This window comes from Corallococcus terminator (genome assembly GCF_049194865.1).
Taxonomy (GTDB): domain Bacteria; phylum Myxococcota; class Myxococcia; order Myxococcales; family Myxococcaceae; genus Myxococcus; species Myxococcus terminator_A.
The window spans coordinates 114,413-130,161 of the sequence record NZ_JBLZWL010000022.1; the positions used below are offsets into that span (position 1 = coordinate 114,413).

14 protein-coding genes are annotated in these 15,749 nt (G+C 67.3%); 8 read left to right on the forward strand and 6 right to left on the reverse strand.

Annotated elements, in window-relative coordinates; genetic code table 11:
* Positions 1–54 precede the first annotated feature (54 nt).
* From argS to ACN469_RS10080, 3 genes are all read left to right on the forward strand, one after another.
* The gene (gene argS / locus ACN469_RS10070) at positions 55–1,776 is read left to right on the forward strand and encodes an arginine--tRNA ligase (RefSeq protein WP_498766533.1); all 1,722 of its coding nucleotides are present in this window, start codon (positions 55–57) and stop codon (positions 1,774–1,776) included.
* Between the two features lie 15 nt (positions 1,777–1,791).
* Positions 1,792–4,344 (forward strand): 1-acyl-sn-glycerol-3-phosphate acyltransferase, encoded by a 2,553-nt coding sequence (locus ACN469_RS10075; RefSeq protein ID WP_498766535.1) that lies wholly within the window; start codon positions 1,792–1,794, stop codon positions 4,342–4,344.
* A 67-nt stretch (positions 4,345–4,411) separates the two neighbouring features.
* Positions 4,412–4,915, forward strand: a complete 504-nt coding sequence (locus ACN469_RS10080) for a DUF6265 family protein (protein ID WP_498766537.1) — start codon at positions 4,412–4,414, stop codon at positions 4,913–4,915.
* 18 nt (positions 4,916–4,933) lie between these two features.
* Here ACN469_RS10080 and ACN469_RS10085 read toward each other — a convergent pair whose 3' ends face one another.
* From ACN469_RS10085 to ACN469_RS10095, 3 genes are read right to left on the reverse strand one after another with little or no spacing between them, the layout of a single operon-like run.
* Entirely contained in the window at positions 4,934–5,398 is a 465-nt protein-coding gene (locus ACN469_RS10085) for an Ig-like domain-containing domain (protein WP_498766539.1), read from the reverse strand.
* Positions 5,398–6,585 (reverse strand): cytochrome c3 family protein, encoded by a 1,188-nt coding sequence (locus tag ACN469_RS10090; protein ID WP_498766541.1) that lies wholly within the window; start codon positions 6,583–6,585, stop codon positions 5,398–5,400. The genes ACN469_RS10085 and ACN469_RS10090 overlap by 1 nt, the downstream gene beginning before the upstream one ends.
* Positions 6,586–8,031 carry a hypothetical protein gene (locus ACN469_RS10095; RefSeq protein WP_498766543.1) on the reverse strand — a complete coding sequence of 482 codons (1,446 nt, stop codon included), beginning with the start codon at positions 8,029–8,031 and terminating at the stop codon, positions 6,586–6,588.
* 66 nt (positions 8,032–8,097) lie between these two features.
* Here ACN469_RS10095 and ACN469_RS10100 point away from each other — a divergent pair, with 66 nt between their 5' ends.
* Positions 8,098–9,294 (forward strand): CPBP family intramembrane glutamic endopeptidase, encoded by a 1,197-nt coding sequence (locus ACN469_RS10100; RefSeq protein ID WP_498766545.1) that lies wholly within the window; start codon positions 8,098–8,100, stop codon positions 9,292–9,294.
* Positions 9,295–9,324: 30 nt separating this feature from the next.
* Here ACN469_RS10100 and ACN469_RS10105 read toward each other — a convergent pair whose 3' ends face one another.
* From ACN469_RS10105 to sglT, 3 genes are all read right to left on the reverse strand, one after another.
* Positions 9,325–9,540, reverse strand: coding sequence for a DUF5818 domain-containing protein (locus ACN469_RS10105; protein ID WP_498766547.1), 216 nt, complete (start codon positions 9,538–9,540; stop codon positions 9,325–9,327).
* Positions 9,537–11,345, reverse strand: a complete 1,809-nt coding sequence (locus tag ACN469_RS10110) for a S8 family serine peptidase (protein ID WP_498766549.1) — start codon at positions 11,343–11,345, stop codon at positions 9,537–9,539. Before ACN469_RS10110 ends, ACN469_RS10105 begins: the two co-directional genes overlap by 4 nt.
* Positions 11,346–11,506: 161 nt before the next feature.
* Positions 11,507–12,139 (reverse strand): type IV pili motility protein SglT, encoded by a 633-nt coding sequence (sglT, locus tag ACN469_RS10115; RefSeq protein ID WP_498766551.1) that lies wholly within the window; start codon positions 12,137–12,139, stop codon positions 11,507–11,509.
* 184 nt (positions 12,140–12,323) lie between these two features.
* On the opposite strand from sglT, the gene ACN469_RS10120 reads away from it, so the two are divergent.
* The 4 genes from ACN469_RS10120 (at position 12,324) to ACN469_RS10135 (ending at position 15,736) form a co-directional block, all read left to right on the forward strand.
* Complete coding sequence (locus tag ACN469_RS10120; RefSeq protein ID WP_498766553.1) at positions 12,324–13,262, forward strand: hypothetical protein; 939 nt, start codon at positions 12,324–12,326, stop codon at positions 13,260–13,262.
* 33 nt (positions 13,263–13,295) lie between these two features.
* Entirely contained in the window at positions 13,296–13,727 is a 432-nt protein-coding gene (locus tag ACN469_RS10125) for a hypothetical protein (RefSeq protein WP_498766555.1), read from the forward strand.
* Between the two features lie 86 nt (positions 13,728–13,813).
* Positions 13,814–14,236, forward strand: coding sequence for a hypothetical protein (locus tag ACN469_RS10130; RefSeq protein WP_498766722.1), 423 nt, complete (start codon positions 13,814–13,816; stop codon positions 14,234–14,236).
* Between the two features lie 294 nt (positions 14,237–14,530).
* Positions 14,531–15,736, forward strand: a complete 1,206-nt coding sequence (locus ACN469_RS10135) for a GmrSD restriction endonuclease domain-containing protein (RefSeq protein ID WP_498766557.1) — start codon at positions 14,531–14,533, stop codon at positions 15,734–15,736.
* Positions 15,737–15,749: the final 13 nt, after the last annotated feature.

Sequence of the window (15,749 nt, forward strand, 5' to 3'; positions counted from 1 at the left end):
CGAACAAGAGGTGGCCGTAAGCCACCTCTGCTTGGCTAGTATCCGCGCCGTCCCATGAGCTCTTCCGTCTACTCCCGCCACCGCGCCGCATTCGCCCAGGCCCTCGCCAGCGCCCTGGGCATGCCGGCTGCCGACATCGAACCCCAGGTCAAGCCCGCGGAAGCCGCGCACGGCGACCTGAGCTTCGCCACCTTCCCTCTCGCCAAGGCCCAGAAGAAGGCGCCTCCCGCCATCGCCGCCGGACTGGCCCAGACACTCAGCGTGCCGGGGCTCGAAATCAAGGCGGTGGGCCCCTATGTGAATGCCCGCTTCGCCCTCATGCCCTTCACCGCGGAGGTCCTCGACAGCGCGCGCTCGGCGGGCCTGAAGTACGGCGGCGACGCGGACGTGGGACGCGGCAAGACGGTGACCATCGACTACTCGTCGCCGAACATCGCCAAGCCCATCGCGTTCCACCACATCCGCACCACGTTCCTGGGCCACTGCATCGCCAACATCTACCGGGCGCTCGGCTGGCGGGTGGAGGGCATCAACTACCTGGGCGACTGGGGCAAGCAGTTCGGCCTCGTGGCCGTGGGCTTCCAGGAGTACGGAGACCCGGCTCGCATCGACGACATGGGCCACCTGGTGGAGGTCTACGTCAAGTCGAACACGCGCGCCGAAAAAGAGCCCGAGTTCGACGCGAAGGCTCGCGACTTCTTCCGCCGCATGGAGGCCGGTGACGCCGAGGCCCTCAAGCTGTGGAACCAGTTCCGCGAGACCAGCATCCGCGGCTTCAAGGCCGTCTACGCGCGGATGGGCATCGAGTTCGAGCACATCGAAGGCGAGAGCCGCTACCAGGGGAAGATGGACGCGGTCATCGAGCAGATCGCCAAGAAGCCCGGCGTGAAGGAGTCGCAGGGCGCGCTCATCGTCGACCTGCCCTACGCGGAGAACGAGCCGCCCATCCTCCTCAAGAAGAACGATGGCAGCACGCTCTACGCCACGCGAGACCTGGCCGCCGCCGAGGACCGCTACGAGCGGTTCCACTTCGACAAGTCGCTCTACGTCGTCGCGCAGGACCAGGCGCTGCACTTCCGCCAGGTGTTCCGCACGCTGACCGAGATGGGCCAGCCGTGGGCCGACCGCTGCGTGCACGTGGCCTTCGGCCGCATCCACGGCATGAGCACACGCAAGGGCCTGGTGGTGCAGCTCAACAACGTACTGGACGAGGCCAAGGAGCGCGCCTCCGTCAAGGTGAAGGAGAACCAGGAGGCCGGCCGGCTCCAGTCGAATGACCCGGACCAGCTCGCCGAGCAGATCGGCCTGGGCGCCATCGCCTTCGGAGACCTCAAGCACAAGCGCGCCAGCGACTACACCTTCGACTGGGACGAGGTGCTCAGCTTCGAGGGCCACACGGGCCCGTATCTCCAGTACGCCCACGCGCGCGTCGTCAACGTGCTGCGCAAGGGCGGCGGCGCTCCGGCCAGCTACGACGCGAGCCTGCTGACGCTCCCCGAGGAGCAGTCCCTGGTGCGCGAGATCATGCGGCTGCCCGAGGTCGTCAGGGACGCGGCCGAGCAGTACGAGCCCAGCCTCGTGGCGCGCCTGCTGCTCGACGTGGCCGCGGCCCTCAGCCGCTACTACACGCTGGGCAATCAGGAGCGGGACAAGCGCATCCTCGTCGAGAACGATGACGCGCTGCGTTCAGCACGACTCGCCCTCACGGACGCAGCCCGGGTTACTCTCGCGGCGGGTCTGACACTTCTGGGCATTCCGACGCCTGAGAACATGTAGCCCCGGGGGCTTGCCTTGGAAACCGCGCTGTCGCCGTCTGCGAATCAGGGAGAGTCCTTGCTGAAGGCCGAGTTCGGCCCGATGGGCCGGGCATTGGGTGCTCGCTACCTGGAGAGCGTCCACTTCCCGCCCGAGGCCGAGGATGAGCTGCGCAACCTGCACGCCAAGGGCTTCGTGGTGCACGTCATGCGCTCCACGGCCTGGGTGAACTTCCTCTATCTGACCTGGGCCATGGTGCGCAGGACGCTGCCGCCCATCCGCGCGGTGTCCAACCTGCGTCCGTGGTTCACCAAGCCCTGGCGCCAGACGAAGCAGTCCGGCGCATTCCAGGAGCGCTTCGAGTACGCCCAGCAGAACGGGGGCAGCGGCCTGGTCTTCCTTCGCCGCACCGCCCTCATGCACGCGTCAGGGAAGGAGACCCACGAGGACCCCTTCCCCGCCCTGGTGGAGCTGGCGCGCAAGTCGGACCGGCCCGTGTACCTGGTGCCGGAGCTGTTCGTCTGGGAGAAGCGCAGCGCCCGCCTCAAGCCCAACTGGGTGGACATGGTGTTCGGCAGCCCCGAGGCGCCGGGCTTCCTGCACTCGATGCTGGCGTTCTTCCGCAACTACAAGCGCGCCCAGTTCCGCGTGGGTGAGCCCATCGACCTGCGGGCCTTCGCGGAGCAGAACCCGAAGGACTCCGTGGAGGTCCTCGCGCGCAAGGTGCGCAGCACGCTGCATGTGCACCTGTCGCGGGAGACTCGCGCGGTGTTCGGCCCCCCGGCCAAGCCCCACGAGCGCGTCATCGACGAGACGCTGCGTGACAGACAGCTCCGCAAGGTGGTGGACGAGCAGGCCGCCGAGTCCAACCGCAAGCCGGAGAGCGTGCTGCGCGAGGCCCGCCGCAACCTGGAGGCCATCGCCGCGAAGCCCAGCCCCACGACGCTGGCCTTCGTCGCTCCCGTGCTGGAGTGGGTGTTCAACCGCATCTACGACGGCATGCACGTGGACGAGGCGGGCCTGCACCGCGCGCTCAAGGCCGCGACTCGCGCGCCCATCGTCCTGTGCCCCAGCCACAAGAGCCACGTGGACTACCTGGTGATGAGCTGGGTGCTCTGGAACCGTGGCTACGCGGTGCCCCTGGTCGCCGCGGGCGCCAACCTGTCCTTCTGGCCCCTGGGCAGCATCTTCCGCCGCTGCGGCGCCTTCTTCCTGCGCCGCTCGTTCAAGGGCGACAAGGTCTACGCAGCGTCCTTCAAGGCGTACGTGCGCAAGCTGGTGCACGACGGCATCCACCAGGAGTTCTTCCCCGAGGGTGGCCGCTCACGCACCGGCAAGCTGCTGGCGCCCAAGCTGGGCATGTTCACCTGGCAGGTGGAGTCCGTGCTCGAGGGCGCGCGCAACGACTTGCTCTTCGTGCCCGTGGCCATCGACTACGAGAAGGTCGTCGAGTCCGGCAGCTACTCGAAGGAGCTGGCGGGCGGAGAGAAGAAGCCCGAGGACCTCAAGGCCCTGTTGAGCACGCCCAAGGTGCTCGCGGCGCGCTATGGCCGCATCCACCTGGGCTTCGATGAGCCCATCTCCCTGATGGAGTTCATGAAGGAGCGCGGCCTCAACCCCGACGAGCCCGTGACGGACGAGCAGAAGAAGGGTCTGGTCCGCGCGCTCGGCAACCGCGTCATGTACGGCATCAGCAAGGTGTCCACCGTGACGCCGCATGCCCTGGTGAGCACGTCCCTGCTCGCGCACCGACGCCGGGGCCTGACGCAGCGGGAGCTGGCGGACCGCATCAGCATCCTGCGCCGCATCGCCCAGGAAGACGGCGCGCCCCAGTCTCGCGAGCTGGGCAATGCCCCCAGCAACCCGGAGACGATGGGCCCCATCCAGGACGCGATGCGCACCTTCATCGACGACGAGATGGTGCGCACGCAGGAAGCGAAGGGCGACGTCATCTACCAGGTGGAGGACAACCGCCGCCCGGAGATGTCCTTCTACAAGAACACGCTGATGAACCTCGTCTCGGCGCGAAGCCTCGTGGCCAACGCCATGCTAGCCGCCGGTTCGCCCGCGCCCTACGACGCGGTGAAGGCTCGCGCCCTGTTCCTGTCGCGTCTCTTCAAGGTCGAGTTCATCTACCGGGTGAACACCACGTTCGACACCATCTTCGCGGAGACGGTGGAGCGCCTGGTCCGCATGGGACTGGTCATCAACGAGGGCGAGTCCCTGCGCGTGGCCCCCGAGCCCCACGCCCAGCCGGAGCTGGAGTTCCTGGCCGACCTGCTGCGCGACTACCTGGAGGCGTACCTCCTGGCGGCGATGACACTCAACGACGTGGCCACCGGCGTCGCCGAGGACCGCAAGGCCTTCATCCGCCTGGCCCTGGAGACGGGCCGCGCGGAGTACCACGCCGGCCGCATCACCGCCGCCGAGTCCCTGGCCAAGGTGACGCTGGAGAACGCGGTGACGTACCTGCAGGACCAGAAGCTCCTCGTCGAAGAGGACAAGAAGCTCAAGCTGGGGCCGCAGGCCACGGACGCGGAGGCTCGCCGGCAGCTCGCCGACAGCATCCGCGAGTACCTCAAGCGCTGAAGCCCCACGGGCCGCACTGTCGCCATCGACGGTGCGGCCTGTCAGCGAGGCGTGTGAGGATGCCGGCATGCTCGTCCGCCCTTCCCTCCTCGCCCTCGCGCTCTGCGGCGCACCGATCCTCGGCCTCGGCTGCAAGTCGGCCCCACCCGAGCGCGAGACGCCCTCTCGCACCTGCGGGGACTCCATCCACGACCTCGCCTGGATGTCCGGAAACTGGCGTCAGGACAAGCCCGGCAGCGCGCTGGAGGAGCACTGGACGCACGCGGCCGGTGGCACCCTCTTCGGTGTGAGCCGCGCCATCGTCCGCAACAAGACGGTGTTCTTCGAGTACATGCGCATCGAAGCGCGCGCGGACGGGCTCTTCTACGTGGCCCAGCCCATGGGCCGCCCGGGCACGGACTTCAAGCTGGTGCGGTGCAACAGCAGCGGCGCGCTCTTCGAGAACCCCCAGAACGACCACCCCAAGCGCATCTTCTACCAGCGCCCCTCCGCGGACCGGCTCACCGCGCGAATCGAAGGCGAGGAGAACGGCAAGGCCGTGGCCCAGGACTTCGACTTCACGCGGATGTAGTAGCCAGGCCCTCTCGGCTCACGGCGCGGTGCGGAAGACCACCCGCACCTCGGTGGCCAGCGGGTTGCCCTCGAAGTCGGTGAGGACGTCGCGCAGCACCAGCGTGTACTGCGTGTTCGGAGACAGCGTGGAGCCCTCGGCGGCCGTGGCCTCCACGGTGTACTCGAAGTCGCCCCGCTCCACGTTCTGGTCCAGCTCCGGCACTTCCGGCGCGAGGACGGTGAGCGGGACTTCATCGCGCCCGGCGAACACGGCGATGCCCGGACGCAGGCTGCGCACGTCCATCGCCTCCGAGAAGGTGATTCGCAGCGTCCCGCCCGTCGCCAACACCCCGCCGCTCCCCGGGTCCGTGGAGATGACCCTGGGCGGCACCGTGTCGCGACGCTCGTAGATGGCGTCCCCCGGCTCCAGACACCCCGACAAGGACGTCACCGCCAGGGCCGCCAGCAGCGTGCCTCCGACGAAAGACTGGCGCGCGCGCATCACCGGCACCCCTTCTGCGACAGGCTCTCCGACGAGTGGCACTTGAGGCAGGCCCGGTCATTCGCGGACGCCAGCTTCTTGCACGACTGCGCGAAGCCCGCGGGGTGAGGGTTGATCTGCCGCCGCGATGACAGCTCGGAGTGGCAGCTCATGCAGGACTCCTCGCGGTGGCAGGAGATGCAGCTCGTCAAGTCACGCGACGCGGCGATGCCGTGGTGCTGCGGACCGGGCAGCTCCACCCAGTCCCTGTAGTCCGGATGCACCTTCTGGTTTCGCGAACGCAGCGACTTGTCCGCGTCCATGCCCACGCCCGCCCGCTCGTGACACGCGGCGCAGAACGACTGTGCGCGGTGGCAGCTCTCGCAGCGGGGCGAGCCGGCTCGCGCCTGCACCGGGTGCAGCGTGATGTAGTCGTTCGGGTGGATGGACAGCGGCTTCTGCATGCCGTCGTGGCACGTCTGGCAGGAGCTCTCGCTGTGGCACTGCATGCACGTCATCCGGTCCGCCGCCGCGCGGGCACCGTGGTTGAACTCGAAGCGCGGGCCGTGGTCCATGCCCAGCGGGTTGCCTTGCATGGGCCGCAGCAGGCCCGAGTCGAACACGAGCTTCAGTCGCCCCGTGGGCTCGGCCGGGTGACAGGTGGCGCAGGTGTTGGAGGCCACGTTGCCGTCATGGCACTTGAAGCACGTGGCCATCTTCGGGAGCTGGTTGCGCGTGGCGAGCTTCACGTCCGTCATCTCGCCGTGACACACCGAGCACTCCACCTTCTTGTCCACGTGCTGCTGGTGGCTGAAGTGGAGGTTCGCGGTGGGCATGGACAGCTTCGCGGGCTCCTTGCGCACCGTGGCGTCGAAGCCCGGGTGACAGGTGTTGCAGCTCGACTTCGGGTCCGTGGGCTTGCCCTTCCGCCCCGCCTCGATGTCGTGGCACGTCTCGCATTCCTCGTGCCCCGGGAGGTTGACGTCCTTGGGGGACTGGCTGGTGCGGGCCGCGTCGTGACACGTGGCGCACTCGGCGCCCGCCTCCAGGTGCTGGGCGTGGTCGAAGCGAAGGGGCACGTGCTGCGCGGGATACACGGCGAGGCTGCGCTCCCGGGCCGTGGCGGCCCAGGCGACGCCGGCGCCCACCATGGTGGCGAGCGCGGCCAGGGCGAGCAGCGCGTTTCGGTTCTGGCGGTGCGGCAGCATCTACAGGCTCGCCTTCAGGTCGAAGAGCAGGAAGCCCTTCGTGTCCGAGTCGGTGAACGGGTTGAAGTTCTGCTCCACCACCAGCGAGAGCCGCGTCGCGCGCGTCAGCGCTCGACTGGCCCACACCTGGGCGCCATAGAAGTTGCCGCCCAGGCGCGCGTTGAAGCTGTCGAAGATGCGAGCGAAGGACACTCGCGCGTCCAGGGTGAACCGGTCCCTGTCGAACGTGCAGCCGCCCGTGAGGTCCCCCCAGAGCTGGTCTCCACCGAAGCCCGTGCGGTACGTCACATCCAGCGCCGAACGGAAGTCTCCCGAGCGCCAGGCCGCGCCCGCGGAGCCACCGACGCTGGTGGACTCGGGAGCGCCCTCGGCGTCCACGTAGGCGGCGATGGCCATGACCGGGTTGACGTTCTCGTTGTACTTGCTGCCCAGGCCCTGCACGTAGAAGCGCAGCGCGCCGGGGGTGAACAGGTCCACCCGAAGCCGCGCCTCGTCCCGGGGCGCCCACGCGAAGTAGTACCAGATGGAGTCCGCGGACAGCACGGGCGACAGTCGCATCAGCTCGGCCGTCGCCGAGAAGCGCGTGTCATCCCAGCGCAGCTGCGTGCGCACCTGGGCCACCTTGCCCTGCAACACGTCGTAGTCCACGCCCGCCAGCGCGTTCAGCCCCAGCCCGCGGCCGTAGCGCGCCTCCACCGTGGCGCGCTCCAGGTTGGTCTTCCCGTCCGACAACGCCTTGCGGTAGCCCACCGCCGCGTTGAAGCCCTTCACGTCCTCCATCAACAGCTTCGCGCCGATGAGGGGCTCCATCCCATCCAGCGTCGAGTCCGCGCCCGTCACGCCCGCCTCCAGGCGCCGCGCGTCGCTCTCCCGCGTCCCCTCCAACTGGTACACGGACGAGCCCAGGAAGCTGGTGCCCTTCACCCACAGGCCGCCGTACACCTCCGCGCCCAACCCCAGGCGGGTCATGTAGCGCGCGCGCACGCCGTCGAACGCGAGGATGTCCGAGACGTCCGTGTAGAGCTGCCGGCCCAGGCGCCCTTCGAAGCCGCCCTTCGCGTAACGCACGTACGCATGCAACAGCTCTGCGTCTTCCGACTTCAGGCCGTCGACGCGCTCGGCTTCGCCCTTGGGCAATCCGAAGTCCGCCCAGATGCGCAGGTTGGACTCGAAGCCCAGGTCCTGCCCGGTGGCGAGCTCGAAGGCGTTCAGTCCCAGGTACTGGACGATGCGCCGTCGAGGAAGCAGCACCGGATCATCCGGTGTGCTGCCACGCCACGCACGAATCTGGTACGCCTGCGCCTCGGTTCGCGCTTCCACCAAGAACGCCGACGCGTGCGACGTCGCCGCTCCCAGCCCCACGCCCAGGGCGCACAGCACACCCAGGGGTTGTGAGAGCTTCCACCACGTCCGCTGCGCCGTTCGAGCCAGGATGAAGGACGTCAAGGTGCTCTCAGTATAGAGAAGTCGAAGTGCGGACAGTTCAGCTTTTCGCTCCAAGGAGACGTCAAATTGGAAGATTCCGCTCCCAGCGACGCCCGGCCTCAAGAGCCGACGGGTCCCTCCGAGCCGCCACCTCCGGAGCCCCCTGAGCCAGGGAGCCCACGCAGGCTCGCGCTGGCCGGGGCGGCTCTGGCGTTGGTGCTGTTCATCCTGGTGGGGGGCTCGGTCCAGTTCCTCAACGCGGCCTTCGGTATCTGGTTCACCGAGGTGTTCATCTTCATGGCCCTGGGCTGGCTGCTGCCGCGCGTGAGCGGGTGGAAGCCCGCGCTCTACACCGGGCTGACGCCCCTGCCCGCGCTGCCCACCCTCTTCGGCTTCCTGCTGGGCGTGGCCAACTTCTTCGCGCTGGTGGTGCCCATCCAGTTCGTCGCGCAAAAGCTCGCGCCCGATTGGCTGACGGAGATGTTCGACGGCTCGCGCCTGTTCGACCAGCAGACGCCGGTGGAGCTGGCCGTCATCCTCGCGGGCGTGACGGTGGCCGCGCCCTTCTGTGAGGAGCTGTTCTTCCGAGGCGTCTTCCAGCGGGGCATGACGCCGCGCCCTCCGGCGTCACCCGTGAAGGCCCTGGTGATTTCCGCCGTCGTGTTCAGCGCGTTCCACCTGGACCCGGTGGGCTTCGTCGCGCGCGTCGAGTTGGGCCTGCTGTTCGGCTGGCTCTACCTGCGCACCGGCTCGCTGTGGCCCGGCATCGGCGCGCACGCGGCCAACAACCTGGTGTCCTCCGTGCTGTTCCTCGCGGCCAAGGCCATGGACCAGGGCGCGACGGACACGGACACCTCTCCCCTCGCGGTGCTCTCACTCGCGGGGCTGGGCTGGGTGGGGCTGCTCGGGCTGATGACCTTCGCGCGCCACCATGCCTCGGTCTGGGGCGCGGGCGTGCCCCACAGCGACGAGCGCGCGCGGGAGACGCGACCCGTGCCGCCTCTGCCGAAGCTGCTGTTGCCCTGGGTGGCGGCGGCCACGGTGTCCCTGGTCCTGCTGGGGGTCGTGGACAGGCGGGGCATCTCCCTCAACCTCTTCGACGTGGCCAATCCCCTGACGCCCCTCAAGAAGGACGCGGAGCCCGGGCTGCAAGCGGAGCGGAAGGCCCTGGAGACGCTGCGAGTCGCTGCTCGCCGGGGCGACGCGCCCATGGAGGCGTACCACGAGGAGCGGCTGCGTCAGGCCCGCGTCCACAAGGCAGCGGGGGGCCCCAAGCAGCCCTGACGGGCGCGTGGGGCCACTCCCCTTCCAGCCTCAGACGAAGCGATACGAGCTGACGTTGAACACGGGGCCCACCATGGAGCTGGTGAGCACGTCGCGGTCCACGTCGCCCTCGGCCTCGATGCGCTGGCCGTCCTGCTTGATCTTCCGGTCGCCGCCAGCGAGCTGGTAGGTGGTGCCGTCATCACCCTCCAGCACCCAGACGCCCGTCTCGACGTCCCGGAAGACCACGCGCCCGGAGACCTTCAAGGCGCGTCCTCCTTCTTCAACATGGCCCGGGCGACGACGATGCAGAGGACGGTGTTGAAGCCCAGCCACGGCTTCGCCAGGAAGGCGAAGGGCATCCACGACAGCGCGGGCGCGCCGGCCCAGGCCGAGTACGCCAGGAAGCCCGCGAAGCCCAGCGCGAGTCCGCCCACCGCCGGACGCAGGCCCTTCCAGCCGATGGCCGGCAGCGACAGCAGCACGGGGATGAGCGCGCTGTAGAACAGCGGGCTCACCGTGCGGCCACGACCGAAGATGATGCGCTCCCAGTCGGGGATGGGCAGCGACGCCATCTCCACCACGCTCCCCGTCACGTCCGCGGAGCTCACGAACCACGTGCGCACGAAGTACACGCCCACGGTGGACAGGAGCAGCGGCACCAGGAACGCGGGACGCAGGAGCGAGTTGAGGTAGCCCGGGCGCTCACGGCCGCGCAGGGTCAACAGCACGAAGGCCAGCAGGCCCAGCGCCCAGTACAGCGGCGGCCAGCGAGACATCCCGCCACCCAGCGACGCGAGCGACGCCTCCGCGTTGAGCAGACCGTGGCCGTACTGCTCGGTCCACGCCTGGTCCGCGACCTTCGCCGCGCCGGCATACAGCGCCTTCTCCACCGCGTCCGGAGTCTTCGCGCCAGCCGCGTACAGCATCGCGGCCACCGCGGCCACGTGCGGCGTCGCCATGCTCGTCCCCTGGTACGAAGCGTAGACGGAGCGGGACGGGTCTCTCGGGTCGATGGTGTTCTGGAGGATGCCGCCCTCGTCGCCCTTGCGCTTGTCACCACCGGGCGCCGCGATATCCAGCTCCTTGCCATAGGACGAGTACGGCGCGAGCGCGCCATCCGGCCCCACCGCCGACACCGCCACCGCGCCGGGATACGCCGCGGGGAACTCCATGTGCGCGCGACCGCCGTTGCCGGCCGCCGCCACCACGGTGACGCCCTTCTTGCGCGCGTACTCCACCGCGTTGGCCATCACCTGCGAGTAGCCGCCACCGCCCAGCGACATGTTGATGACGTTGGCGCCCTTGTCCGCCGCGAAGCGGATGGCGTCAGCGATGTCCGCCGTGGTGCCGCCACCGAAGTGGTTGAGCACCTTCACCGGCATCAGCGTCGCCTCGAAGGCCACGCCCGCCACGCCCTCGCCGTTGTTGGTGGCCTGCGCGATGGTGCCCGCCACGTGCGTGCCGTGTCCGTGGTCGTCGTTGGCGTGCTCGTCGTCGTTCACGAAGTCGTAGCCCGGAACGAACTTCACGCCCTTCAGGTCCGGCACCTGCTTGAAGTCGTCGTGGTCCTCGTAGGCGATGCCGGTGTCGAGCACCGCCACCACCACGCCCTTGCCCCGGCTGCGCTCCCACGCCTTGGGCATGTCGATCATCTTCAGGTTCCACTGCCGCGTGTACTCCGGATCATTCGGAGTGTAGCTGGAGCGGACCTCCATCAGCGGCTCGGCGGCCTCGACGCTGGGATGCTGGCGGATGCGCTCCAGCACGCCCTGCACGTCGTCCACGCCCACCGCCAGGGTGAGGGCCTCGTCGGCGCTCTCCACGGAGTTGAGCTCCAGGTCCACGCCCCAGTCGGCCTCCCAGGAGTCGAACTCGGCCTGGGTGGTGCCATCCTTGAAGTCCACGACGATGGCGTGGGGAACCACGTCCACGTCGTCAGCCAGGTTGTCGAGCGAGGCGGGAGGCGCTGGCGGACGCTCGGCGTCGCTCTCCGCGGACTTGCACGCAGGGGCTACCGTCACGGCCAAGGCCAGCGCGGCGCCACCCAGGGTCCATCGCACCATCCGCATCGGGCTACTCCTTGAGGAACGAGGCACGCTTCCGGAAGACCCTACGAACGAACGGCGAAACGATTGGGTCTGCACAGACAGTCTGTACGTCCGCTCTCCCGGCGTGCAAGTGCGGGAGGCTGAAGAAATGTGAAGGAGTCCGCTGGGTTGCAGCGCATCGGTCATCCGCCGGAGAGCCGCTGGAGCCAGGTCGACACCGCCCGCCCCACCTGCGGCAGGTTGCGCTGGAACGTCGCTCCCGCGTCGTCGATGACCTCGAAGTCCCCCCCGGCCCGCGCCACCGCCGCCGCCACCGCCGCCCGGGGCATCCGCCCATCCTCTTCCCCTTGGACCACCAACAACGGGCACGTCACCCGCCCCAGCACCGAGGCGTCCACGTCCGCCGGCGCCACGAGGCACAGCCCGCCCACGGCCGGGAACCTCGCCTGGAGCGCCAGGGCCACCTGGGCTCCTCCGTGGAGCGCCGCCACCGCCAGGGCGCTCGTCCCCGCGGTCTCCAGCAGCACCCGCATGGCCGCCTCGGCGTCCTCGAGCAGCGCCAGGTCCTTGCCCCGCGGCCCCTGACTCGCGCCCACGCCCCGGTGGTTGAAGCGCAGCGTGGGGAAACCCTCTCTGGCCGCCGCCCAGGCCAGCTCGGCCGCGATGACGTGATCCATCCCCCCACCCTCGTCCGGCCTCGGCGGGAGGATCAGCAACGGCGGCGCGCGCTTGCCGCGATGCGCCGTGCCCTCCATCACCACCGGCCCCACCGGAATTAGCGTGGAGCGCTCCAGGAACTGACCTTTCTGGACCATGTCACCCACATTAAGAGGGCTCGCACCGAGCCGATACCTCCCCGGAGACGCTCAACGCGGTGCGTCGGAATTCAGCGTTTGAAGCGAATTACCGCGTTTGTGCGCAACTTCACGCGTCATCCTGGGACAATGGGGCAAGGATTCTTTTTCCATCCCCCACTTTGTTGTCCGCTGGAGCCTCCCCATGAGCACCATCGAGCGCGGTCGCACCCTCGTCGGAACCACCCCTCGGACGCCGGTTGCGCGCACGACTGAAGCGAACACGGTCGCGACGCCCGCGGTGCAGCCGACGGCGCAGCGCACGAACGCGGTGGTGGATGGCTTCGACAACAAGGCGGCGAACACCGCGTCCGTCGCGAAGGTGTTCACCGCGCCGGCGGGCTCGAAGGACAAGGTCTATGACGGCAAGCTGGTGGGCGCCAATGGCCAGACGTTCGAGCCCGGCACGCCGCTGAGCGACATCCCCGCCGTCACGCCGCGCAACAACCCGAACGCGACGGCCACGGTCATCTACACCAACGGCATCCGCACGGATAAGGACAAGCAGGGCGGGGAGCTGCAGGCGCTGGCGGACCGGACGGGCATGCGCGCCATCGGCATCCACAACGCCACCGAGGGCACCATCTCCGACATCCTTCAGTGCGTGAAGGACAAGATGGACAAGGGCAAGAACCCGGCCGTGGACACCCTCGCGGACACCATCTACGGCGAGCTGAAGGCGGGCCGGGACGTGCACCTGGTGGGCTACAGCCAGGGTGGCCTCATCACCTCGCGCGCGCTGTCGGACGTGGCGCGCCGGCTGCGCATCGAAGATGGGATGTCCCCGGCGCAGGTCCAGCAGACGATGAGCAAGCTGAACGTGGAGACGTTTGGCGCGGCGGCGGGCACCTACCCGGACGGCCCCAAGTACGTGCACTACGTCAACAACCGCGACGCGGTCCCCACCCTCTTCGGCCTGGGCAGCAAGGGGTGGACGCCCGGCGACCTGCTGCGCCACGCGGGCAAGGACGCGAAGGTGCACTACTTCTCCGAGGACACCGTCTTCTCCGGTGCCCACTCGCTGACCGACACGTACCTCAACCACCGCGTGCCCTTCGACCAGGCCCGGGCCGGCAACTTCTGAGAGCCTCCCGTCAGTCGTGGTAGATAGACAGCCATGACGCGTGACGAGGCGACTCAACTGGTGCAGTCGTACCTGACGGCTCAGGGCGCGCCCCTGAGCCCCGGTCTCAATCAGAAGGGGCTCGGCGGAGCCGTTGTCGGCGAGGCGCAGCTGTACTTCGAGCACTCGACCGACACGGGCGAGCTGAAGTGCAGCGCCCTCATCTACCGCTTCCGCGACGCGCCCCGCCCCGGCGTCCTCGACGGCTTCCGCGACGAGCAGAAGGCTGGCACGGACACGGGCGGCGGCACGGTGGACTTCGAGTCGGAGAGCAAGAGCCTCTTCCTCAGTCGCACGTACACGTCGCGCCCCATCGACCTGGTGTTCGCCTCCGAGCTGAGCAAGCTGATGGCGGCGAGCCTCGTCTGGGGTGACACCGTGTTCGAGCGCGTCGCCGCCAAGGTCATCCCGACTCCGTCCCGCTGACCATGGCCCTCGCGTTCTCCCGCCACCTCCAGTGGTTGCTGGCCACCATCGGACTGGCCAAGCCGCCTCCGCCTCCAGGCGGCCCCATGACTCGCGAGGCCGCGCGTGCGCTGGTCCGCTGGTACCTGCAGACGCAGGGCGCCGGGATGAGCGAGGGCCTCAACGAGAACGGCCTGGGCGGCGCCATGGTGGGCGGCGCGCAGCTCTACTTCGAGCACCACGCGGACACGCAGGTGCTGGAGTGCAGCGCGCTCGTCTACCGCTTCCGTGAAGACCCCAAGCCCGGTGTCATCGACGGCTTCCAGAAGGAGGCCCAGGAGGGCACCGACGCGGGCGGCGGCACGGTGGACTTCGAGACGGAGAACAAGAGCCTCTTCCTGAGCCGGAACTACGCCCAGATGCCCTCGGGCGCCGCGTTCACTCAGGAGATGGAGCGGCTGATGAAGGCCAGCCTCGACTGGGGAACCACGGTGTTGGACCGCGTGGCCTCGCGCGTATTTGGAACCTGACAGGCACGCCTACATCAGCAAGGCCGAACTGGCATCCTCGGAAAGGATCAAACTTATCCAAGGAGCGCCATTCTCTTTTCCGACGCCCACATCCCCCCACGGGGACATGGACACGCCTTTAGGTCTCGCCTCACAAGTGCTGCCCTGTACCACTCCACAATATCCTTCGGGCACACCCACAGACAGAATTCCTGCATTTACTAGGGAGCCAGCACCGTCGACTCAATCACAGAGACGCAACAAGCCATCAAAAGCCATCAATCACTCCCCCAATACCAAGCACCCCCCAAGAAAATGTCACCCAAGAACGAACTGAAGCTGGAAGTCGACCGGAAGAGACGTGAAATCTCATCCGACAACATCTCCATGTCCATCGGAGAGCTTCTAAATCTATACAAAGAAAACGAGCTAGACATTCACCCGGAATTCCAGCGCGTGTTCCGCTGGGACATCAAACAAAAATCCAGACTCATCGAGTCTATTCTACTGGGCATCCCACTTCCCTCAATTTACGTCGCAACAAACAAAACCGGCATCTGGGAGGTAATCGACGGCGTCCAACGACTGTCGACAATATTTGAGTTCATGGGCGACCTCCAAGGCCCCCCCGACGAAACAGACGAAACAGACGAAGTCGGCAACGACGACGAAATCACAGCCAAACCAGCACTCACCCTCAAGGCAACCAAGCACCTGACCGGCCTCCAGGGCGCCACCTACGAAAGCCTAGATCAAACACTGAAACTGGAATTCAAACGCTCACGCATGGACATCAAAATCCTTGCTCGAGAGAACGGCTCATCATCCGCCCCAGCCAAGTTTGACCTCTTTGAGCGCCTCAACACCTACGGCACCCCCCTAGCACCTCAAGAACTGCGCAACTGCATTCTAGTCAGCCTAAATCCGACATTCTATCGATGGCTAAAGCGACTCGCGAGCGACAAGCATTTCAGGGAATGCACTCAGCTTCCAGAACAACAGCTCGACGAGAGATACGATATGGACCTTGCCTTGCGGTTCATAACTCTCAAGAACATCGAACCCCAGAAGATTGGCGACGTCCACGACTTCCTCCGCGACAGAATGGAAGAGATAGCAACTTCTCGTTCGTTCGACCGAGCCCGAGAGGAGCATGTCTTTCGCTCCGTCTTCGAACTTCTCGACGAGTCTCTGGGGGGGAATGCTCTACGTCCATGGAACGACACTCTCAATACTTTCCGAGGTGCACTGTCGCTAGCGGCCTTCGAGGGTCTAGCGCTATCAATGGGCAACTATTGGGATAGAATCGAGCCACACAAAGACAAATTCTCCTGCACTTCAGTTGTCAAAAAACTCTGGAAGACCCCCGAATACAATAAAGGATTTTCTGGCTTGCGCGCGAGCGAGCGAATGGTGCGTGTCATGCCTGCCGGAAAACGGGTCGTACAGACGGAAATCAACAAAATCTCAATTCCGCCACCGAAAGCCCTCCCAGGCAAAACCCGAAAGAAGACCCCTTAACCCACTCAACTCA

Excerpts from the sequence above, each read along its gene's own strand:
- ACN469_RS10125 (WP_498766555.1), top strand. The coding sequence starts at position 13,296 with ATGACGCGTGACGAGGCGACTCAACTGGTGCAGTCGTACCTGACGGCT.
- sglT (WP_498766551.1), bottom strand. The coding sequence starts at position 12,139 with ATGGTCCAGAAAGGTCAGTTCCTGGAGCGCTCCACGCTAATTCCGGTG.
- ACN469_RS10085 (WP_498766539.1), bottom strand. The coding sequence starts at position 5,398 with ATGCGCGCGCGCCAGTCTTTCGTCGGAGGCACGCTGCTGGCGGCCCTG.
- ACN469_RS10120 (WP_498766553.1), top strand. The coding sequence starts at position 12,324 with ATGAGCACCATCGAGCGCGGTCGCACCCTCGTCGGAACCACCCCTCGG.
- ACN469_RS10130 (WP_498766722.1), top strand. The coding sequence starts at position 13,814 with ATGACTCGCGAGGCCGCGCGTGCGCTGGTCCGCTGGTACCTGCAGACG.
- argS (WP_498766533.1), top strand. The coding sequence starts at position 55 with ATGAGCTCTTCCGTCTACTCCCGCCACCGCGCCGCATTCGCCCAGGCC.
- ACN469_RS10080 (WP_498766537.1), top strand. The coding sequence starts at position 4,412 with ATGCTCGTCCGCCCTTCCCTCCTCGCCCTCGCGCTCTGCGGCGCACCG.
- ACN469_RS10110 (WP_498766549.1), bottom strand. The coding sequence starts at position 11,345 with ATGCGGATGGTGCGATGGACCCTGGGTGGCGCCGCGCTGGCCTTGGCC.
- ACN469_RS10090 (WP_498766541.1), bottom strand. The coding sequence starts at position 6,585 with ATGCTGCCGCACCGCCAGAACCGAAACGCGCTGCTCGCCCTGGCCGCG.
- ACN469_RS10135 (WP_498766557.1), top strand. The coding sequence starts at position 14,531 with ATGTCACCCAAGAACGAACTGAAGCTGGAAGTCGACCGGAAGAGACGT.